This is a genomic window from Komagataeibacter swingsii (genome assembly GCF_003207895.1).
Lineage (GTDB): Bacteria > Pseudomonadota > Alphaproteobacteria > Acetobacterales > Acetobacteraceae > Komagataeibacter > Komagataeibacter swingsii.
In genome coordinates this window covers 1-21,041 of sequence record NZ_NKUB01000032.1, presented here as the reverse complement: position 1 = coordinate 21,041, position 21,041 = coordinate 1, and the positions used below count along the sequence as shown (strand labels likewise).

Here is a 21,041-nt window from a genome sequence, read left to right as displayed (position 1 = left end):
TTTAACGGACCTTGTTCATATCAATAGTAAAACCGGCTGTTTGAAGTTCACGCGCAACCGCAAACTTCCACATGCCCGCGTCATCCATGTCGGTGTAAACGACACCGCTAATGTCCGATGGTGTTTCAACATTCCCTTTTTTTAGGGCGCATACTCGGTCACGTCCAAGTTTTGCGGTCAGATATCCGTGTTCAAAAATAACATTTTGGCGCGCGCGTGGTTGTTCATCGACTTCGGATGAAACCCGGCCAAGGTCACATGGAGTATACAAAATTATAGCGAATCCACAGTCTGTTTCTTGCTCAATTTTCTCGATTATAGTTTTTCCAGCGTTAGTCTGTTCGTGTAAAATTATGGCGTCTAACCCCAATGATTCAATCAATCTGGCTGTCGCTGTTTTTGCGAGATCATCGCGCCCATGAACAATGAAAACCCTATTCGATTGACCGACAAGTATTTTTCCTGCCTTGCTTTGAACTAACTGGTGATCAAGAGTGAGTCGAACCGAATCAAATACAGATTTCGTGATATCTTGCAAACCGTCTTTGGATCGCACAATACTTTCAGGGTCAATATACATAATAACGTTTGACTGCATACGACTGTTGGCTTCGTCGGTTAAAACCGTAATTGGTTTATCGGATGTTTTAATGGATATTTGCCTAATATTTGACGGTTTAATGAAGTAACCTTCGAAATGTATATCTTCTTTTTTTAGATATGGCTTAACAATATTATTTTTTATATTATTAAGATCTTTTTCATCGTATTGAATATAGGTTCGATAGTCATCTGATTTAGAAAGTTTTTCATTGATTTGTACAACTACAAAATAATACATTTTTTAATCGCCTATCAGTTATCCAGAATTTCCAAGGCTGGAAGGCCCTTCACAATCTTCATGGTTTCCAGGCTGATCGTGATGACGCGGAGAAACAGATCCAGCGGATAGCGAGGGTCGTTCATGGTTTCGATGGCCCAGTCATTGGCATCGTTGACGATACCGCTTGCTTTGTCGGTCTTCACGCATTGACGTTCCACTACCCAGTCGAGGGCAGGCTTGCCGTTCACCACGTATTCATAGGCTTCGAGAGGGATACCTGTGACAGTAATGTGGTCATTGTAATGCAGGATGGTTTTATCTTTGCCCTTGCCGTATTTCATCTGTGTCACTCGATAATCAGCGGCTGTCAGAGGCTTGTTTCCCGCATCGACCTGCACCCCCTTGTAGATGGGTTGGCTGTCGAAATTGACATGCATTTCGCCTAGCCTGCGACCAGCATCGGAGAAGGCTCTGAAGGCTTCGTATGTCTTCATACGGGGGATGCGAGGGAGTTCCTTCCGCAGAGTGTCCGCATAGCGTTCTCGATATTCGGGAGAGTGAAGAAGTCCATAAATGTAATAGAACAGGTCTTGCTTGCTGATGGTCTCACCGGGATAGGCATCTCGGAAATGTTTCATTCCTTCGTCGGTGATGGCGTCCTGTCTGGTCAGTCCCGATTGTGAAGCCCCGGAGAACAGGTCGTTGTTGTCTGATGGAGCGTTATTTTCGTGATATACGAAAATAGGGAATGCTTGATATCCACCCATCGCGGGAGCAAGATTTAGGTCAATAATATGATTAGTCATAAAGGCAGAAAAACCTTTATCTCCACCTAAGCCTGGAACGCATATGACTAAATTCTCTGCCTTCGCATCAGGAAATAGGTGAGGCATCTGGTAAATCATGTCATTCATTTGCCGATCAAAGTACATCCACTGACAGAAAAATGGCCGGTAAACCGATTTCACGACATCCTCAGGTTTAAATAATGCTGGCTTATCTCGGGTAAAATCCCGAAGCAGTGAACGGTTCCAGCTTATCTTTCGTGGATCACTATCGACGAAGTTCTTGGCCTTTTCTAATCGTTCTTTGGAAGCTGCATCAGGGTATTCACTCTGAAATCGTTCTCGTTCCGAATTATACACATCAATCATGGACAGCATATCTTCGGTTAATACTTGATGGGATGAATTGTAGCACCATGCATCACGAGCTGTTGCAACGCCACGGGAAAACAGACTGAACAGCACAGGTCCCGCATCCTTATCCTTGCTCCCAATGGCAATAAATTTTCCAAAGCTGTCATCCCGTTGCCGTAGCCAGTCGCCATGGTCATCCGGCGTGATCGTCTGCCACAGGTCTTCGTTCGTCAGGCCATTGATGCTGGCCAGTTCCTGAATACGTTTCAGCTTCTGCTCACGGGTCAGATAATCCCCGATATCATGGAACAGGATACGGCCCTGTTCCTGCGCATTTGGATTCTTGACCATGAGGGAAATGGCAATCGGCGCCCGGCTTCCAGCATTGAATATCTTTCCACCTTCCTTGCGTGATGTTTCCCCTGATGTCCGCTGGTTGCCCCGCAGATGAAACACATGGATGGAGGAAAATTCTTCGGCTAGACACTGACGCAAACCATTTGCCGTATTGGCATCCAGAAAGCCTGCGTTGGTCACGAAACCGATGACGCCACAATCCCCGATGCGGTCGGAGGACCAGCGGATGGCGCGGATATAGCTGTCATACAGGGCGCGCTTGTTCGTGGCACTGGACCGTTCCGCATAGGTCTTCGCAATCCGTGCATCCAGGGTGGGATAGGTCACATTCTGATTGTTGTCGTTTCCGCTTTCCTGCCCGACCGAGTAAGGCGGGTTCCCCATGATGACACGGATATCCAGATTTTTCTGTTTGCGGATGCGCCGATTGTTATCTTCCAGGGTTGAACTCACCAGATCATGCGGTTCGTTCAGCCTGAAGGTGTCCGTCAGGCAGATACCCTCGAAGGGTTCATATGTCCCGTCCATCAGATCGGAGAACGTGGCCTCGATATTGATGGAGGCGATATAATAAGCCAGCAGGACGATTTCGTTAGCGTGCAGTTCCTGTCGGTATTTATGGAGCATCTGCTCCTTCGTGATCAGACCACTTTGCAACAGCCGGGTGATAAATGTCCCTGTGCCGGTGAAGGGGTCCATGATATGGACACCCTTGCTTCCAAGGGTCTGACCGAACTCGCTTTCCAGCACATCATTGATGGAGCGGATGATAAAATCCACCACCTCAATGGGTGTGTAGACAATACCCAGGCGATCCTTCAGATGCGGGAAGGCTTTCTGGAAAAAGCCGTCATACAGTTCCTTAATGACCTTCTGGCGACCGTAGGAGGTATCAATCCCCGAAGCCCGTTCACGGACGCTGGTATAGAATACCTCCAGCCTGTCGGTTTCCTTGTGCAGACTATGCCTGTCTAGCGCATCCAGAACTGTCTGCATGGCTCTGGACATGGGGTTGTCGCCAATAAAGCTATGGCCAGCGAATAGGGCTTCGAACACGGGGCGGGTGATGAGATGTTGCGCCAGCATCTCGATGACTTCGTCCTCGCTGATGCTGTCGTTCAGTTCCGTCCGCAGGTCTGACGTGAATTCCTTGAACGAGGTTCGGGCTTCAACGTTGTCGGGATTCTCCAGAATGGTTTTGATGCGAGTGATGTGGGTCTGAGCAATCTGGGCAATATCGTCGGCCCAGTCTTCCCAGTGATGGCGGTTGCCGACCTTCTTGACGATTTTGGCGTAGATAGCCCGTTCGATTTCCCCGACTTCAAATTGCAGGGTTTCCTGCCTGTCGTCGTCAGGGAATGAAGCCTTCTTTCCAATTTTGTAGGACGAATGGGCTTTCTGGGCTGTGCCTGTTGTCAGGGCCTTTGTCTTGGCCGTGATCTTCTTCGTGACCGCGATGACTTCCATGCGGGATGTGTCAGGTCTGGCCTGAAGATCCATCTTGTTGACCATGTGATCAAAACGATCATCGTGAGAACGCAGGGCCTGAAGCACCTGCCAGACCACCTGATAGGTCTTGTTGTTATCCAGAGCCTGGTCTGGCTCAACCCCAACCGGGATAACTACGGGCAGTACGACATAGCCCCGCTTCTTGCCTGGTGCGACCCGCATCACACGGCCTACGGACTGGACCACATCCACCTGTGAATTCCTGGGGGTCAGGAACAGGACTGCATCCAGCGCCGGCACGTCCACCCCTTCGGACAAGCAACGGACATTGGACAGAACCCGACATATGCCTTCCGGGGTCTCGTCCTTCAGCCAGGCGAGTTTGCCTTCCTTTTCGCTGGCGTTCATCCCGCCATCGACGTGTTCGGCTTCGCAGACCAGACGGGCTTCAGGTTCAATGTCTTCCTGTTCCTGATATTCCTCCACGACCTGCTGGAACATATCGGCAATCTGGATGGAACTGACCTTGGGCGTCCTGCCCCTGTAGCCGGGAGAAATGACCTGGCAGAAGGCGACGGCCCGCTTCATCGGTTCGGGGATAGTTGTCCCTTCACGAGGCAATCCGCCCGTCGCCAGCGCCTTCCAGCATCCAACAATTTTGGACGCATCGGAGACGGTCAGGCCGTTATCGGGGTCATCCAGAAGCTTCTGGACACTACGGCTGACGGTTCCCTCGTCAACCGCCAGCACGATGACCTTGTAGTCCACCAGCAGTTTGCGCCGGACGGCCTCGGAGAAGGTGATGACATGGAACTCAGGCCCGTAGATGGCCTCATTGTTCATGCCATAGACAATGGCCCCTTCCTTTTCGGCCTTTTCCTGCGCCACATCACCGTAAATACGCGGAGTGGCAGTCATGTAGAGTCGGTGCCGGCCTGCCAGATAATCCTGGTTATGGACGCGGACGAAGGCGCTATCGTTCTCCTCACCCCCGAAAGTGACCCCTGTTGTCCTATGCGCTTCATCGCAGACGATCAGATCGAACTCGGGGAAGTCATGCTCCTTCTGGGCACGGCTGATGACATCAATGGAATGATAGGTCGCAAATACAACATTCATATGTGTATTGTCGCAACGTTTGATGAACTCCGAACTCAGACGATTTGCGTCCGTTGTGGCAGGGTAACGCAATTCGTGTATGTTAATTCGAATTTCGTCATTATTTTCTGCTTGTTGATTTCCGACAGCACTGTCCGAACAGACAGCGAAGCTGTGGAGCGGAACCTGGCTTTCCTGGGTCCATTCGGTCAGGGTCTGGGACAGCAGGGACAGGCTGGGAACGAGGAACAGGACACGGCCACCGGCCCCGACCTGCTGTTCCGCGATTTTCAGGCTGGTGAAAGTCTTGCCCGTCCCGCAGGCCATGATCAGACGGCCACGGTTATGATTCTTGAAGCCGGCCAGAACCCGGCGGATAGCGGTTTCCTGATGCTCGCGGGCTTTCTTCTGCGCCCGCAGGACAGGAGCAATATTGGGCTGATATTGCGACCAGTCAATCAGGCTGGTTTCCAGGTCATACAGATCAATCTTGCTGACAGGCGGGTGCTGGTCTGCAAGCGATGCCTCGGCATTATCGGTCCAGTGGTTGGTCGTGGCGACAATGATACGCCGGGCAAAATGCTTTTTTCCCGAGGCGGTGAAAAAGCTGTCGATATCCGGCTTGCTGATACTGTGGGACGGGGCATAAAATTTACATTGGATGGCGTGGTATTCGCCCGTGCCCCGCGTTCTGGCGACCAGATCGATGCCCGTGTCTTTCGCGACATAGCCTTCTTGGATTGCCCAGTCCTTGTATGTCCATACCTGGTCATACAGGTCCGCGTAGCTCGGCTCTGTTCGCAGGTAGCAGACAATCAGTTCCTCGAAGTAGGTGCCTTTCTCGCGCTCTGTGACGGATAGATTTCTATAGGTATCAAGCAGTTGGGAAAGCGCGGACATAATCGGGCAAGCCTTTGGATGGTCTGAAAATCACGTCTGGCCAGATTAACCTTTGCCACAGGGATGGGGAATAGGGCCTATTGACGAGAGGTTTTTTCAGACTGACGTGGACATGATTCAACACTGGTCTTTGCAGAAATCTATGGCTGTGTGGCGATCTGACGGACGAAGAATGGGTGATCATTGGCAACCTGCTGCGCCTCAACGTGGGTGTTGGTCACGACCGGCACAGGATAACCATCTGTTTCTCAATGAAATGCTTTATGTCCTAAATGTCGGTTGCTCATGGCGGGACATGCATGAGTGCTACGGAAAATAGAACTCGGACTATGTCCGGTTTCGCCGGTGGGCTGAGCAAGGCGTCTGGGATGCTTTGCTGGAAACGCTGGTCGAACTCGGATTGATCGATGACTGGCAGCACATGATCGACAGCACGGTCGTTCGGGAGGACAGCCAGGAGTCTGGCGCAAAAGGCGACATTTAATAATTACGTCCCACAGGAGCATTCGCGACCGTTAGGGCATTATCGGGCATGGGGCGCTGCAGTTGTAGCGCATCGTCCAGAGGCCCCTTCATCCACAGATCCAGTTCTTCCTGCCGGGTCAGGATGACCGGCATGGCTTTCGGATGAATGGCGCCGACTTCCCGATTGGCAGTAGTGGTCAGGAAGCCGAACAGGTCATCCGTCGTCTCGCCATCCGCCAGTTTTCGTACTGACGTCCACCGGCACCAGATCCCTGCAAAGAAAGCCAGCGGCTCCCCATCGCTACGGGCAAACCAGACGGGCCTGCTGGTCCCATCCGGCAGGCGCTCCGGTTCGGAAAAGGCCGTGAGCGGCACCAGGCAGCGATGCGCCACACCTTCCCAGCGCTTCCACCATGTCGAGGTCGGGTTGCGGATATTGGTCACACCCCGATCGACCCTGTGGCCTTTCAGGTAGTTCGGCGGCGTGGGCATGCCCCAACACGCCATGACCAGTTCACGCCCGTCCTGCGCGTTCCGCACGATGGGCGCCAGGGTGTTGGGCCAGATCTCGGGCAGGGGCCGGAGATTGCCGGTGCGGTCGGTCATGACCCGGGCCGCCTCCCGGATCGCCTGCTGGCTGCCGGTCATCGCATAGAGGTTGCACATCACGCCGTCCTTTCGCGAGTCCGGATATGGGTGTCCTGCCGGATGGTATCCACCCTGCACGAAGGGGGTGGCCGGACTGTTCCTGATAAACCCCTGCAATCCAGACAGTTTTCATCGAGCCTGGATCGGACGGCAGGCCTGTGCCCGCGCCCGGATCGCAACCGCTTTTCCAGGATGGGTTGACATTCGTCACCATGCCAGAACAAATAACGAACACGATCACTGATTCCGTGCCAGAAACACCCGAATGGACTGTCCGACCCCATGCCCGCACCCAAACCCCGTCCCGCGCTGGAGGCGCTGAGAGCACAGGTCAGCCGCCTCGAAGGCCAGGGCCGACGCAGGCGGGGCGTGCTGCCCTTCGGCATGCCCGAGATTGACGGTCGTCTGCCAGATGGCGGCCTGGCTCTGGGCGCGCTGCATGAGGTGGCAGGCGGCGGCCATGACGCCCTGAATGCAGCAGCATCCGGGCTGTTTTCCGCCGGGATCGCAGCCCGGACACGGGGCAAGGTGCTGTGGATCGCCACCCGTCAGGACCTGTATGCCCCAGCACTGCAGCAGGTCGGGCTGTCGGCGCGACGGACCATCTATGTCGCGGCCAGTTCGGACGTCGATGTCCTGGCCTGTTTCGAGGAGGCATTGCGTCGTCAGGGGCTGGGCGCAGTCGTCGCCGAGGTGGGCCGCCTGTCCATGACCGCCTCGCGCCGCCTGCAGCTGGCGGCCGAGACATCCGGCGCACTGGGCATCGCCATACGACGCTGGCGGCGACAGACGGATGCCGCCGATTTCGGCCAGCCCACCGCTTCGGTCACCCGGTGGCGGGTATCCGTCCTGCCATCCGTGCCGCTGCCGGTTCCCGGTGTCGGCCGGTCCCGCTGGCTGCTGGAACTGATCCGTGCCCGCGCGGGCGAATGCGCCGATTTCGAAGTGGAGGCCTGTGATGCCAAAGGGAGACTGGCACCGTGTCGTCTCGCTCTACCTGCCACTCTGGCCGACAGACCGGATCAGGAAGCGGCTGGGCACCGACGCGCCCGCGCCTGACCGCCCGCTGGCACTCGTCGGGCGGGAAGGGCGGCGACGGGTCGTGCTGTCGGTCGATCTCGCCGCCCGCAGGCTGGGCCTGCGTCCCGGCACGCCTGTCGCGAAAGCGCAGGCGCTCCATCCCGATCTGCTCATCATGGATGCCGACCCGGACGGTGACCGGGCTGGACTGGAGCGGCTGTCGCTGTGGTTCCAGCACCGCATCGCCCCCATCGTGGCTCCCGATCCGCCAGACGGCATCGTGCTGGATACGACCGGTGCCGATCACCTGCATGGGGGTGAGGCCGTCATGCTGGAGAACATGGTCTCGCGCCTGAAGGAGGCCGGGATCACGGCCCGGGCCGCGATTGCCGATACGTGGGGCGCCGCCCATGCGCTGGCGCGTTATGGCCGGGAACGCATCACCCTCGTGCCGCCTGGTGAGACGGCGGCAGCGATCACTGATCTACCCATCGAAGCCCTACGCCTGCCAGCGGATATCATTGATGGCCTCCATGGGCTGGGCGTGTCACGCATCGGTCCTCTGGCCGGCATGCCGCGCGCGCCGCTGACCCTGCGCTTCGGCCCGGATGTCGCCCGCAGGCTGGACCAGGCTTTCGGGCGGCAGGCGGAAGCCATTGTCCCGGTCCGGCTGCAGGCGCCGGTGCAGGTCAGCCGGAATTTTGCCGAACCGATCAGCGCAGCCGAGACCATTGCCCGCTACATCACCAAACTCGTGCCGCCCCTGTGCGCCGGGTTGGAGGAACGCGAGCAGGGCGTGCGCCGCCTCGACCTGCTGCTGCACCGGGTGGACAGCCGAACCGAGGCCGTCCGTGTGGCTACGGCCATGCCGGTGCGGGACGTCAGACGCCTGACCCGTCTGCTCTGTGACAGGATCGAGACCATCGATCCGGGCTTCGGGATCGAGCGCATGGTGCTGACCGCGTCGCTGGCCGAGCCGATCCTCCACCGCCAGGGTGTCTCCGCCCTGATCGAGGAAGAAGAGGCCGACGTCTCCGACCTGATCGACACCCTGGCCAACCGCGTCGGCACACAGGCCCTGTATCGCTTTGCCCCGGTGGAAAGCGACGTGCCGGAACGGGCTGTCTGCCGCGTGCCCGCACTCGCACCCGAGGACGGAAAGGAGTGGCCGGATCACTGGCCACGCCCCACGCGCCTGTTGCCCCGTCCCGAGCCGATCCAGACCATGGCCGTGTTGCCCGACCATCCGCCGATCTTCTTCATCTGGCGTGGCATCCGCCGCCGGATCAGATGCGCTGATGGCCCCGAGCGGGTCTTTGGCGAATGGTGGAAGGGCGATGCCGAACTGACCACCGTGCGGGACTATTTCCGGGTGGAAGATACCAGCGGCGAGACATTCTGGGTTTACCGGACCGGGGATGGCGAACATGGCGAGACCGGTTCGCAGGGCTGGTTCCTGCATGGTCTCTTTGAATGAGCGTGGCATACGCCGAACTGCAGGTGACGACGTATTTCTCGTTCCTGCGCGGCGCATCCTCACCAATTGAACTGTTCGAGCAGGCGAAGGCCCTTGGCATTGAAGCGCTGGGCATCTGCGACCGTAATTCCCTGGCGGGCATGGTGCAGGCCCATGTCGCGGCCAAAGAGACCGGCATCCGCCTGGTCGTGGGCTGCCGTCTCGATCTGGCCGATTTTCTGCCCGTGCTGGTCTATCCGACGGATCGGGCCGCTTATGGCCGGTTGTGTCGGCTGCTGAGCCTTGGCAAGGCCCGGGCCGGAAAGGGGAAATGCCGTCTGCTCTGGGAGGATCTGGTCACATGGGGTGAGGGCCTCCTTGTCATCCTGATCCCGGATACGGCGGATGATGCCTGCGCCCTGCAGCTTCGCAAGCTGCAGGATGCCTTTGGCGACCGGGCCTCCATGGCGCTGACCCTGCGGCGTCGGCCCAATGACCAGATGCGGCTGTATGAACTGGCGCACCTCGCCCATCAGGCGCGGGTGCCAGCGGTCGTGACCAATGACGTGCTGTTCCACACCCACGACCGGCGTATCCTGCACGATGTGGTGACCTGCATCCGCAACCACACCACCATCGACGAGGCCGGGTTTGCCCGTGAGCGCCATGCGGACCGTTACCTCAAGCCGCCTGCAGAAATGGTGCGACTGTTCAGCCGGTATCCCGAGGCGGTGGCCCGGACCACGGATATTGTGGAGCGCTGCCATTTCTCGCTCGATGATCTGGCCTATCAATATCCCGACGAGGTCTCCGTCCCGGGCCAGACGCCGCAGCAGGCGCTCGAAGCCCTGACCTGGGAAGGGGCGGCAGCGGCCTATCCCGAAGGCATTCCGCCCGAGGTCAGGAACATCCTCAACCATGAACTCGCCCTGATCGGGCGCATGGATTATGCACCGTATTTCCTTACCGTCCACAGCATCGTCCGTTACGCCCGCTCGCAGGGCATCCTGTGCCAGGGGCGGGGATCAGCGGCCAATTCCGCTGTCTGCTATGTACTGGGCATTACCGCCATCGATCCGGCACGGACGTCGCTGCTCTTCGAGCGCTTCGTATCCGAAGAGCGCCGCGAGCCGCCCGATATCGACGTGGATTTCGAGCATGCGCGCCGGGAGCAGGTCATCCAGTGGATTTATGGTCATTATGGCCGCAACCACGCAGCCCTTACGGCCGTGGTTACGCGCTATCGTGCGAAGGGCGCGCTGCGCGATGTCGGCAAGGTCATGGGCCTGCCCGAAGACCTGATCCGCACCCTGTCCGGCCAGATCTGGGGCTGGGGGCGGAAGCTGGATGAGGACGCGCTGAATGAGACGGGGATCGATATGTCCGACAGGCGCATCCGGCTGACGCTGGATCTGGCGCGCTGCCTGATCGGCGTGCCGCGTCACCTGTCGCAGCATCCCGGCGGGTTTGTCCTGACCCATGATCGACTGGATGAACTGGTGCCGATCGAACCGGCGGCCATGGACGGTCGCCAGATCATCGAATGGGACAAGGACGATATCGACGTCCTGAAATTCATGAAGGTCGATGTGCTGGCCCTTGGTATGCTGACCTGCATGAAGAAGGGGCTGGACCTTCTGGCCGAACACAAGGGACAGCATTACACGCTGCAGACCATTCCGGCCGAGGATCCGCGGACCTACGCCATGATCCGGAAGGCGGACACGATCGGGGTGTTCCAGATCGAATCCCGCGCCCAGATGTCCATGCTGCCACGTCTCAGGCCCCGGGTGTTCTATGATCTGGTGATCGAGGTGGCCATTGTCCGGCCCGGTCCCATCCAGGGGGACATGGTGCATCCCTATCTGCGCCGGCGGGCCGGGCAGGAAAAGGAGATCTACCCGACGCCGGAACTCGAAAAGGTGCTCAAGAAGACGCTGGGCATTCCGCTGTTCCAGGAACAGGTGATGCAGGTGGCCATGGTGTGTGCCGGGTTTTCGGCGTCCGAGGCCGACCAGTTGCGCCGGGCCATGGCCACCTTCAAGAATACCGGCACGGTCTCGCGTTTCCGCACGCGACTGATCGAAGGCATGACGGCGCGGGGTTATCCCGCGACCTTTGCCGAGCGCATCTTCCAGCAGCTTGAGGGGTTTGGCAGTTACGGCTTTCCCGAAAGCCATGCGGCCTCATTTGCCATCCTTGCCTATTCGTCATCCTGGATGAAATGCACCCATCCGGATGTGTTTCTGGCCGCCCTCCTGAACAGCCAGCCGATGGGGTTCTACGCCCCGGCCCAGCTTGTGCGCGACGCCCGCGAGCATGGGGTCGAGATCCGGCCGGTCTGCGTCAACGCCTCGCGCTGGGACAGCACGCTCGAAGGCCCGGAGCGGGATGACGGGCTGTTTGCCGTCCGCCTGGGTATGAACCTGGTGAAAGGACTGGCCAACGAGGATGTGGCCCGGATCGTGGCAGCGCGGGGTAACCGGCCCTTTGCCTCGGTCGATGATCTGTGGCGCAGGGCAGGGGTGAAGGGGGCGGCCCTGACCCGTCTGGCCGAGGCGGACGCTTTCCGGCCGGGGCTGGGTCTGGCCCGGCGCGAGGCGCTGTGGGCGATCAAAGCACTACGTGACGAACCCCTGCCGCTGTTTGCCGCAGCCGCCGTCATGCGTGAGGCGGAAGAACCCGACGTGCTGCTCCAGCCCATGCGGGACGGGGCTGAGGTCGCGCGAGATTACAACCGTACCGGCCTAACCCTGCGGGATCATCCCGTGGCGTTCCTGCGCCCAGATCTCGTTGAGCGCGGGATAGTGACGTGTCGGCAGGCCCTGGAGGCCCGGGGCAGAAGCAGCCTGTCGGTGGCCGGACTGGTGCTGGTCCGCCAGCGGCCCGGTTCGGCCGAAGGTGTGGTGTTCATGACGTTGGAAGACGAAACGGCCGCGATCAACGTGATCATCTGGCCTGATATGTTCGAGCGTTTCCGCCGGGTGGTCCTGTCAGGCCAGATGCTGGGGGTTGTCGGGCGGCTGCAGAAGGAAGGGGAGGTGATGCATCTGGTGGCACGCGAGATCGGTGATCTCTCCCACCTGCTGGCCGATGTGGGGAATCGGTCGCTGCAGCCTCTCTCCAACCTTGATCAGGACAGGTCTGTCGAAAATATCTTTGTGAAGGCCCGGAATTTTCATTGAATGTTGTGTCAGGAGGATAATTCATCTTCGCGATGTTCGCTTACGCCTACACATTGGTCATGCGGAGTGCTGGACTGTGTTTCGCAAAGCGGACATCATTGCTTGAAAGTCTTATCTCCGGATCCAGCGGCAATATTCATTCTGCTTCGTTTCTTAGCTGGTCGCCTCGCCTATGATAGGCAGAGTCTTTAGATGGTTATCGATGACCTTGACTATATGACGGGACATCGGAAGATGCGCCTTCTCGGATGACCATCGATCCATGAAGAGACCGACAGTTTCACGTGCCGTGTCGAGGACCAGCTTTCTCGGCAGCGCGGCCTTGCCGGCGAGGTGAAGAAGCTCCTCTTTCGTGAATTGATCAAACCGTCGCGTACGACTGAAATTCAAGGCCGACTGATCGCCCGGAATGTAGGGAATCGTCGATACGAAGTCATAGGCAGGAGAGAGCTTGGCGGTCCGCTGGTCGGGGTAGATGAGTGACCAATTTTTCAGATGCATATCCCCGTTGCCGATGAGGGTATTGAAAGTCAGGCGACGGATGAACTCGGCAACATCGTTATGATCGGACTCAGCCGCGATCACCGCCGCGATGCTGCGGTTGCTTGCCTTTTTGTACTTATCTTCGGAATAGACCCCATAGACCTGAGCAAAGTCCTCGATATGGATGGATGTGCCATCTTCGCGACGATCAAAGCGCTCGATAATAAAAGCCTTATCTCCAAGCTGGTCGATGCCATCAGGCAAGTTGTTGATACCACTAATGTTTACCAAGCCGATAGGTGGGACATTGATGCCAACCATGCGAGCAAGCGTCATCATCGAGAATTCGTTTTCAGGGATGCCATGATACTCTCTTGAGGGAAGCTTGACGATCCAGTCGCCCCCGATCCCGCTTGCTGGAATGGTCAGGCCACCGGCAGCGTCAATGACGGCCGAAAATTTCAGCTGAACCCCAGCAAGCGAAAACCGGAGTGCGTTTTTATGGGTGTTTGAGCCCTCAACCTCGACTTGATCATCGAGATCATCAAACAAAGGCCGTGCTTCATCTTCAGCGACCTCGACCGTCACAGCCCCAGGCAGGTCGCGGCCGAGGGCTTGGATCAGGAAGAACTCACGCGTCTCATTGACGCCCGCCTTTTCTGCCAGATAGCTGCGGAGACGACCTTCAGGAAGCAGGTTCGAGAAGAACGGCATGAGCTTCACTTTGATCGGCCTGAAGTCGTTCCGCAACTCCCCATACTGGTCTTTGAAGGACAAACCGAGCGTTTCTCTATCTGCGTTACCAATATAGGCGTCATTGAACGTAAAGATTGATCGTTCATCGCCAAGATGCGTGAGTGTCCCGATCGGTTTGCCATGGAGTTTGACGGTCAGGAAGGAAACATCAGGCATCATCGTCCTCCTCATCAAGAGAATAGGCCGGACGTGATAGGGTATCTCCGCTATCGGGTAGCGGATCATGTGAAGCCTTGTTGCGGATCGTGCGCATTATTGTGAGGCTTTCATTGAGTGAGACCATCTCTTTTCCTGGACGACCGATCTGCTCAATTATGTGACGCAGTTTTTTCATTTCCTCGAGGTCGAGCATCGATACTCGGAACCGGTGCAAGTCGGAGATAGACTTCTGAAGTCGCTGAAGTCCTTCGAGGTCTGGCATGCTCATTTGGATGCCGCGCATTGTCTCACTGATTCGCTGCATCTCCTTTTGGATTGCAACGACGTCTTTGCGGTTGGAGCTGATCGCATCGCGGCTTAGGGAACGCACGACGGCCACAGCCTTGCGTGGAACAAGAGCAAGCTCCAGATCAAGGGCATGAGCGAGCGCGGCCAAGCTTGAGAGGCGTAGGTCGACAGCTCCTGCTTCGATCCGGGAAATCTGCGCTTGAGGCACCCCAGCCAACGCGCTCAACTCGCGTTGGCTTAACCCCTTGGTTTTGCGCGCCGCTTGCAATCGCTCTGCTATGCCTGTTATGTCGTAGCTCATATCAATGTTCTTTTCTGCATCAATTCACATATATGATGCAGTTTTATATATCAAAACTTTGGGTATCTTTCAAGATTGATATATATTCCGATATCAAATAATAATTTTATGTATATTTTGAGGTGGCCCCGTCCGTTCGGACAGTTTTGTGGGCTTGATAAGCTATACCCGATTGATGTCATGCCGGCATTTGGGGGCGAACTGGAAATCGTCGCTCGATTCCCCGATCATGCGGTGAAGATCCGCAATTTCTCCGAATTGAACGCGAAGCGGGGGCGTTTGAGACTTACGCCAGTCCCGCCGATTACCGCTATGACATACGCAAACGCCCGAACACGGGATTTGTGATGTTCCGACCGTGAGTTTTTCGATGCCTCGTACCCTGTTTTTTTGCGGAAATGGGGAGTGGCGGCATGGTAAAAGATACGAAACGCAAACTCGGCGGTATCGTCCCGGCCAACGATAACGGGCCGGTCGATCCTGCCGCGAAAGCGCGGTGCGATGAACTGATGTTTGCCCTGGCGAGCGCAATAGGCCGCCAGATCGCCCGCGAAGAGTTCGCCCGTCGGAAATTGGGGCGGGCGGCCAACGACAATTGTCCTCTTCCCGGCCATCGCCCGGACGGGAAGGACAGGCCGGAAAGGGGAGAGTGAATGACCCGCGTAGCTCTTTATGCCCACCATTCGTCCGACAACCAGAGTGCGGCCTCCATCGAGGACCAGTTGCGCCTGCGCGATGAAATGGCCGTCCGTGAGGGCTGGCCCATCGTGCAGACCTATCGGTGTTGATTTTCACTGAGAACTGATGGCGTGGACGGCTCCCTGTGGTCCTGAGAGGATGCTGAGGAGTTGAATGTCAGTGAAGGAAACCATCATGCGTTCCGTAATGCTGATCACATCAAACCGGCTGATCGTGAACATCAGGGACTGTCAGGAATTTCGTGTAAGAGGCGTTGTTCACGTTATTGATCAGACGGTGGCGCGGGCGAAGCGGTCACCGAAGAGAATGGCGAACTGGGCCTTTGCCATGGACCATTCCCTTGGGGGCATGATCCATTCTTTCTCGGCTCGATTCAAGGCCAGAAAGAAGAGCTTGAGGGCCGCATCGTCATTGGGGAAATGCCCTCTGGCCCGGACGGCCCGCCTGAGCTTGGCGTTCAGCGCTTCTATGGCATTGGTCGTATAGACCAGTTTCCGGACGTCGGCAGGGAAGGCGTAGAAGGGAATGACCTCCTCCCAGGCCCGCTCCCAGGACTGTACGATCGCTGCGTATTTCCGACCCCAGGGGCTTTCGGCAAAGGCAGCCAGAGCGGTTTTTCCAGTCTCGGCGTCCACCGCCCGGTAGATATCCTTCAGAGCCGTGGCCACGGATTTGCGATCTTTCCAGGCGACGAAATCCAGCGAATGGCGCAGCAGGTGAACGATGCAGGTCTGCACCAGGGCTTCGGGAAAAACCGCGCGGATGGCGTCGGGAAAGCCCTTGAGCCCATCAACCATGGCCAGCAGGATATCCTCGACGCCACGATGGCGTAGCTCGTTCATGACACGGAGCCAGAATTTGGCGCCCTCGTTCTGCTCGATCCACAGGCCGAGGACCTCCTTCGTGCCGTCGGCGCGTATGCCCAGGGCGATATGCACCGCCTTGTTGCGCACCATGCCTTCGTCACGGATCTTCACCCGCAGGGCATCGAAGAACACCACCGGATAGACCACCTCCAGCGGCCGGTTCTGCCAGGCTGCCACTTCGTCCAGAACGGCGTCGGTGATGACGCTGATCAGGTCCGGCGAAGCTTCCATCCCATAGATTTCAAGCAGATGGCCCTGGATCTCACGTACGCTCATCCCACGCGCATACATCGAGATGACTCGATCGTCGAAGCCGGGAAACCGCCGCCGGTAGCGGGCGATCAGTTGCGGATCGAACGTTCCCGCCCGATCACGGGGGATGTCCAGCCGTACCCGACCGGCATCCGTCAGCACCGTCTTCTGCCCATAGCCATTGCGACAGTTCGGGCGACCAGCCACAGCCTCGCCGGCCAGATGGTGGTCCAGTTCTGCGTTGAGCAACCGCTCCGCCAGGGCTTTCTTCATATCGCCCAGAAGGGCATCTGCGTCTGACATCGTGCGGACCACGCGGCCAGCCAGAACCTGGTCCAGAACATCGTCAGGGATGATGGGTTTCTTGCGTCGGGCCATGATGCTGCTCCTTCTTTCGCATCAAACGCCCAAACACGAAATTTAGGATAGGCCCTGAACATCATGAAGCAGGTCGACGAAATCCTTGATTACGCCGATGACGTTTCACAACCTGACAGACATTCAGCTGCCCCTATCGCTGTCTTTAATTATTCACCGATCAGCGACCAGAAACCCAGCTTGCGCTTATGCTGCGCTTTCAAGCGGGTCATAAAGGCTTCATGGGTTTCCATGCCGTTTGTCGCTGTCAGCAGTTGTGCAAGCAGCCGACAGGAGGCGAGATCCTTCGCCGCATAGGAATAATAGCGGGAAAGCGCCTTATTCAGCACGGCCTCGACCAGCAGGCGGTAAAGAAGGGTCGCCTCATTGGGATACGATTCAGACAGACGATCCGCAGCCGGACGTAGTGTTCCGTAATCACGCCCGTCCAGTTCTGCCGTATGCTCCCGCACGAGACGGGCAGCAGCGTCGAGCGCTGGCCATTTAAGAAGAGTGGAAAGGGCTACGCCCCTGACCGGGAAATTACGGATGTGATTGAGTGCCTGTTCTTCAGCATCAATCGCGTCGTAATCGCTGAGATGGCGTTGGTATGCTTGCCAGTGCGGCAGGCTAAGGCGTTCCTGAAAGATTTTCCATCGCAGGGACTGGGCTGTGTCGCGGTCGCCCACGGCTTCGCACGCTTCGATCCGAAGATCGTCATTTTCCCAGCGGAACCGGGGCGTCTCCTCAGTCTCCCGGTCGAGCCATTCGAGCGCCTCACGGGCGCGCTCCTTGTCCAGCAGGCGACGTGCAACATCGCCGATAGAGGAGGACTGACGTTCACTCAGGTTGACTGCTTCGATATAGGCATCGACGTCACCTATTGCATCGGCCAGATCCTTCAGATGACCGAGGGTCTGCATGCGCGCAAAGTCGGTACGATAGTCTCCCTTCTCATTTGAGGCGGGAAGGTCGTGCAGTCGTGCAAGCAGCGTGCTTCTGAGTATGGCCGCGCCCGGCTTCCCCAGTGCTTCACCGCACGAGACAAGCAGGTGGTCACAGGTGCCATACCCGTCGTTATCGAGAAGTGTGAGCATATCCCTGACAGTGACAGCCGGATCCCGACCAGCCTGTCGTCCCCAGAGGGAGCCAAGATCGGAGGCCGCTTCGCGAAACACATCTGACAGGTAACCGGAACTGTCATCAGAGCGCTCATAGACGGAAGGAGCAAGTTCCACGAGAAGACGCATGGCGGAAATGGCCTGCCCGACATCCGTCGTTGCAACATCGTTGAGAATGGATTGCCGTAAGGCATCGAGCTCGGTCGTAAGGGGTTTGATCCGGTCCCAGGGCAGGAATCCACGGGAACGCTGGATCGTTCGCAGCCTCTTTTCGATCTCCTTGCCGAGTTTGTCTTTCGCATGAGTGGCTGTCAGCGCCATGCGCAGCTTCCGGGTGAGCACGGCATCCTGTTCCGACAGTTCGACCAGAAGGTCTGCAAGCCGATCCGCACCAAGGGCTTTCAGATTGTCTTTCGTGACGGTCGTGCCAACTTTCGCGGATGCGGCGGATTTGCGGGTGGCAGGTTTTGTAGAAGGAGTGCGGACCATGAATGCAGATTATGACAGCGACACAGGGGACGCAATCAAAAGCCGTTATCAGGAAAAAGAGGAAAAAAGCTAATGGCTCCGCCCTCGCGCCGGTAAGGGTTCGCGTCAGCGCGCTGACGCCGTCCGATGGGGTGTCCCCGATCTTCCTGCGCTCCGTGCAGACCGGGCGATACCCCGCCTCATCGCTCATCCTTGCCGTTGCTGCCCCGCTGCTCGCCGCGAGGCAGAGGAACAGCGGGGGCTGTTCCTCGCGGAACAAAGGGCAAAGATCATGACCGGCAACATCACCACGGTGACCGATTTCCGCAACGCCATCCTCAACGGCGACAGCGTGCAGCTTATGCGCACTGGCTCCGGCCGGCCTTCAACCAGATGCACCATGTCCTGAAATGGGGCGGCTTTGCTGTCAGCTTCTACGGTTGGAACCGGATTGATTTATTCGCCGCTGCCCGGCGCGTACGGCGCTCGCCGGCGGGGCCGGCTCGCGGAGAGTATGGCTGGAAAGAGGACGTTATTGGTTCGGGGATCACAACGCTGCCAAGACAACGCGCCGCGTCCACGGCGCGAGCGGAAGGCACCAACAGTGGGTGCCTCGGTTATAGTCCGGCGTGCTCCGCGCGCTGTCCTGGACTGTAAAAGCATAACAGGAAAGTCCATCGCTATGACGGTCCCGATGGCATCCATCTCGTGCTGGACCGCGATTCTGGCGTGCTACGCATCGTCGTTGTGGTCGATCGGCCGCCCGATGCACCGGGAACCTGGTACGTCATTGAAGACGGGTACCTTACGACCCGTCTGGCTTGTGTCGCGCGCTTCGGCCGCCTGCTAGAGCGTTTTCTGTGCGGTTTGAATCATAGAGGATTCCCATTGGTCGCGTGATCTGATTCAAGATGGTAGCCGGGTGGGGGGCCGGCTTTGGATGTCATCACGCACGCTGTCTCTGGATCTCCGCGACCGTGTTGTCGCGGCGGTTTCGAATGGTATGTCCCGCCGCCAGGCGGCTGAACGGTTTGGTGTCAGTCCGGCGAGTGCGATCCGCTGGTGTTCGTTGTCCGCCGCGACCGGCAGTCCTGCCGCCAAGCCGCGTGGCGGGGACCGCCTGTCACACAGGATCGAGGCGCAGGCAGGGCGTATCCATGCTCTGATCGCCGAGAAGGACGATCTGACATTGGCCGAAATCCGTGCCCGACTGGCTGATGACGGGCATCACTTCGCGATCGGCACGCTGTGGCGTTTCTTCGCACGTCACCGGATCACATGGAAAAAAAGACCGCTCACGCGGCGGAGCAGGACCGGCCGGACATCCTGACACGACGACAGGACTGGTTCGATGCCCAGCCCGATCTCGATCCAGCGCGGCTGGTTTTCATCGACGAAACCTGGGCCTCCACGAATATGGCACGGCGCTACGGGCGGTGTTTGCGTGGCCAAAGACTGCGCTCCGCCGTGCCGCATGGTCATTGGAAAACCACGACGTTCATCGCCGGGTTGCGACTGACCGGCATCGTGGCGCCAATGGTGCTGGATGGTCCGATCAACGGCCGCAGCTTCCAGACCTATGTTGATCGTATCCTTGTGCCCGACCTACGGCCCGGCGACATCGTCATCATGGATAATCTCGGCTCGCACAAGGGCCCGGGCGTCCAGGCCGCGATCGAAGCGGCAGGCGCCACCGTGCGCTATCTCCCGCCCTACAGCCCCGATTTCAATCCCATCGAAAAAGCCTTCTCCAAACTCAAGGCCCTTCTCCGCAAAGCCGCAGAACGCACACGTGATGCTCTGTGGGACAGGATCGGCACACTGATCGATCAGATCTCACCAAAAGAATGCGCAAACTTCTTCACCGCAGCAGGATATGAGCCAGATTGAGAAGAAAACGCTCTAGCCGGCCAGACGCCCGGCTCCTTCCCGGGAGTGTCCTGAAGTCTGTGTATCTGACCTGGCCCACGGTTGTTCAGCTACTCAGGCGGCGAAGCGCTCGCCGAACATTATGGCGAACTGGTTGCGGGCTGCAAACCATTCCCGCACATTTCGCCCGTCTTTCTCAAAGCTGCGGATTGCCAAGTAGATCAGCTTTGTTGCGGCATCGTCAGTCGGGAACAAACCGCGCGTCTTGATCGATTTGCGGATAACCCTGTTCAGGCTCTCAATGGCGTTCGTGGTATATATGATCTTTCGGATTGCCGGATCGAAGGCAAAAAACGGGATCACTTCTGGCCATGCCCGGCGCCATGCCGGGGCGATTGACGCGTATTTCCCGGCCCATTTCTCCTCGAACGCATCAAGTTCGGCGGCCGCCATGTCAGCGGTGGCGGCCCCGTAGATCCGGCGCAGGTCGGCAGCCACGGCCTTACGGTCCTTCCATGAGCAGAAGTTCAGGCTGTGAAGATCACGATGGGATACATCCGATCCAGCGCCCGGCCCTGCCACTCCCGGACCTCGTCCAGCACGGCATCGGTGACGCGGCTGATCAGGTCGGGAGAGACCTTCTGGCCATAAAGATCAAGCAGATGAGCCTGGATGTCCCGGACAGTCAGGCCGGCGGCATAGAGACCGATGATCCTGTCGTCGATCCTGTCGTCGATCCCGTCAATCCGGGTCTGGCCCTTCTTTACAAGCTCCGGCTCGAAGCTGGAGGGATCGAAGAACCCTTGATTGATGTGCTTGGCCGGTAATTTCTGGGTTTTGGCGATTTGATTGACGGTTTTTGCGATGGCGTCCAGTCTGCGT

Annotated in this window: 15 protein-coding genes; 6 read left to right on the top strand and 9 right to left on the bottom strand. The window is 57.8% G+C overall.

The features are described 5' to 3' along the window. Nucleotide 1 precedes the first annotated feature (1 nt). The 3 genes from CFR76_RS15000 to CFR76_RS14985 all read right to left on the bottom strand — a co-directional run bounded on the left by CFR76_RS15000 (nt 2) and on the right by CFR76_RS14985 (nt 6,897). Nucleotides 2-841, bottom strand: coding sequence for a TIR domain-containing protein (locus CFR76_RS15000; protein WP_081749558.1), 840 nt, complete (start codon nt 839-841; stop codon nt 2-4). 14 nt (nt 842-855) lie between these two features. Then, the gene (locus tag CFR76_RS14995; RefSeq protein ID WP_110557712.1) at nt 856-5,766 is read right to left on the bottom strand and encodes a DEAD/DEAH box helicase; all 4,911 of its coding nucleotides are present in this window, start codon (nt 5,764-5,766) and stop codon (nt 856-858) included. Between the two features lie 480 nt (nt 5,767-6,246). Beyond that, nucleotides 6,247-6,897 (bottom strand): SOS response-associated peptidase, encoded by a 651-nt coding sequence (locus CFR76_RS14985; protein WP_025440207.1) that lies wholly within the window; start codon nt 6,895-6,897, stop codon nt 6,247-6,249. A gap of 264 nt (nt 6,898-7,161) precedes the next feature. Here CFR76_RS14985 and CFR76_RS14980 point away from each other — a divergent pair, with 264 nt between their 5' ends. The 3 genes from CFR76_RS14980 to CFR76_RS14970 are packed head-to-tail and all read left to right on the top strand — an operon-like array spanning nt 7,162 to nt 12,540. Next, the gene (locus tag CFR76_RS14980; protein ID WP_025440206.1) at nt 7,162-7,938 is read left to right on the top strand and encodes an ImuA family protein; all 777 of its coding nucleotides are present in this window, start codon (nt 7,162-7,164) and stop codon (nt 7,936-7,938) included. Continuing rightward, nucleotides 7,838-9,376, top strand: a complete 1,539-nt coding sequence (locus CFR76_RS14975) for a Y-family DNA polymerase (RefSeq protein ID WP_258901221.1) — start codon at nt 7,838-7,840, stop codon at nt 9,374-9,376. Before CFR76_RS14980 ends, CFR76_RS14975 begins: the two co-directional genes overlap by 101 nt. After that, nucleotides 9,373-12,540, top strand: a complete 3,168-nt coding sequence (locus tag CFR76_RS14970) for an error-prone DNA polymerase (RefSeq protein ID WP_025440204.1) — start codon at nt 9,373-9,375, stop codon at nt 12,538-12,540. Before CFR76_RS14975 ends, CFR76_RS14970 begins: the two co-directional genes overlap by 4 nt. Nucleotides 12,541-12,693: 153 nt before the next feature. Here the strand turns inward: CFR76_RS14970 and CFR76_RS14965 are convergent, their stop codons facing one another. Both CFR76_RS14965 and CFR76_RS14960 read right to left on the bottom strand, forming a co-directional pair. Further along, nucleotides 12,694-13,935, bottom strand: a complete 1,242-nt coding sequence (locus CFR76_RS14965; protein WP_025440203.1) for a type II toxin-antitoxin system HipA family toxin — start codon at nt 13,933-13,935, stop codon at nt 12,694-12,696. Next, the gene (locus CFR76_RS14960) at nt 13,928-14,527 is read right to left on the bottom strand and encodes a helix-turn-helix domain-containing protein (RefSeq protein ID WP_025440202.1); all 600 of its coding nucleotides are present in this window, start codon (nt 14,525-14,527) and stop codon (nt 13,928-13,930) included. The genes CFR76_RS14965 and CFR76_RS14960 overlap by 8 nt, the downstream gene beginning before the upstream one ends. A 413-nt stretch (nt 14,528-14,940) precedes the next feature. Between CFR76_RS14960 and CFR76_RS14950 the strand changes: the two genes are divergently transcribed. Both CFR76_RS14950 and CFR76_RS14945 read left to right on the top strand, forming a co-directional pair. After that, nucleotides 14,941-15,180 carry a hypothetical protein gene (locus tag CFR76_RS14950; protein ID WP_081749557.1) on the top strand — a complete coding sequence of 80 codons (240 nt, stop codon included), beginning with the start codon at nt 14,941-14,943 and terminating at the stop codon, nt 15,178-15,180. Next, nucleotides 15,181-15,315: a resolvase gene (locus CFR76_RS14945; RefSeq protein WP_025440200.1), complete on the top strand. Its 135-nt coding sequence runs from the start codon at nt 15,181-15,183 to the stop codon at nt 15,313-15,315. Between the two features lie 180 nt (nt 15,316-15,495). On the opposite strand, the gene CFR76_RS14940 is transcribed toward CFR76_RS14945, so the two are convergent. Together CFR76_RS14940 and CFR76_RS14935 are read right to left on the bottom strand one after the other, a co-directional pair. Then, nucleotides 15,496-16,722, bottom strand: a complete 1,227-nt coding sequence (locus tag CFR76_RS14940) for an IS256 family transposase (RefSeq protein ID WP_025440199.1) — start codon at nt 16,720-16,722, stop codon at nt 15,496-15,498. Between the two features lie 149 nt (nt 16,723-16,871). Next, nucleotides 16,872-18,311 (bottom strand): DUF6880 family protein, encoded by a 1,440-nt coding sequence (locus CFR76_RS14935; RefSeq protein WP_025440198.1) that lies wholly within the window; start codon nt 18,309-18,311, stop codon nt 16,872-16,874. Between the two features lie 919 nt (nt 18,312-19,230). Between CFR76_RS14935 and CFR76_RS14915 the strand changes: the two genes are divergently transcribed. Further along, a protein-coding gene (locus CFR76_RS14915; protein ID WP_408884376.1) for an IS630 family transposase occupies nt 19,231-20,180 on the top strand; the annotation gives its coding sequence in 2 pieces (ribosomal slippage) (nt 19,231-19,573 and nt 19,573-20,180; 951 coding nt in all). Between the two features lie 93 nt (nt 20,181-20,273). Here CFR76_RS14915 and CFR76_RS18835 read toward each other — a convergent pair. Together CFR76_RS18835 and CFR76_RS18830 are read right to left on the bottom strand one after the other, a co-directional pair. Next, nucleotides 20,274-20,657 carry an IS256 family transposase gene (locus CFR76_RS18835; protein ID WP_025440194.1) on the bottom strand — a complete coding sequence of 128 codons (384 nt, stop codon included), beginning with the start codon at nt 20,655-20,657 and terminating at the stop codon, nt 20,274-20,276. A 29-nt stretch (nt 20,658-20,686) separates the two neighbouring features. Next, nucleotides 20,687-21,041: transposase (locus tag CFR76_RS18830; RefSeq protein WP_408884375.1), on the bottom strand; the 355-nt coding region annotated here is incomplete at its 5' end.

Bases quoted from the DNA above. Each gene is read 5' to 3' on its own strand.
- CFR76_RS14950 (WP_081749557.1), top strand. From the start codon at position 14,941: ATGGTAAAAGATACGAAACGCAAACTCGGCGGTATCGTCCCGGCCAAC.
- CFR76_RS14945 (WP_025440200.1), top strand. From the start codon at position 15,181: ATGACCCGCGTAGCTCTTTATGCCCACCATTCGTCCGACAACCAGAGT.
- CFR76_RS14935 (WP_025440198.1), bottom strand. From the start codon at position 18,311: ATGGTCCGCACTCCTTCTACAAAACCTGCCACCCGCAAATCCGCCGCA.
- CFR76_RS14980 (WP_025440206.1), top strand. From the start codon at position 7,162: ATGCCCGCACCCAAACCCCGTCCCGCGCTGGAGGCGCTGAGAGCACAG.
- CFR76_RS14940 (WP_025440199.1), bottom strand. From the start codon at position 16,722: ATGGCCCGACGCAAGAAACCCATCATCCCTGACGATGTTCTGGACCAG.
- CFR76_RS15000 (WP_081749558.1), bottom strand. From the start codon at position 841: ATGTATTATTTTGTAGTTGTACAAATCAATGAAAAACTTTCTAAATCA.
- CFR76_RS14995 (WP_110557712.1), bottom strand. From the start codon at position 5,766: ATGTCCGCGCTTTCCCAACTGCTTGATACCTATAGAAATCTATCCGTC.
- CFR76_RS14965 (WP_025440203.1), bottom strand. From the start codon at position 13,935: ATGCCTGATGTTTCCTTCCTGACCGTCAAACTCCATGGCAAACCGATC.
- CFR76_RS14985 (WP_025440207.1), bottom strand. From the start codon at position 6,897: ATGTGCAACCTCTATGCGATGACCGGCAGCCAGCAGGCGATCCGGGAG.
- CFR76_RS14960 (WP_025440202.1), bottom strand. From the start codon at position 14,527: ATGAGCTACGACATAACAGGCATAGCAGAGCGATTGCAAGCGGCGCGC.
- CFR76_RS14975 (WP_258901221.1), top strand. From the start codon at position 7,838: ATGCCAAAGGGAGACTGGCACCGTGTCGTCTCGCTCTACCTGCCACTC.
- CFR76_RS14970 (WP_025440204.1), top strand. From the start codon at position 9,373: ATGAGCGTGGCATACGCCGAACTGCAGGTGACGACGTATTTCTCGTTC.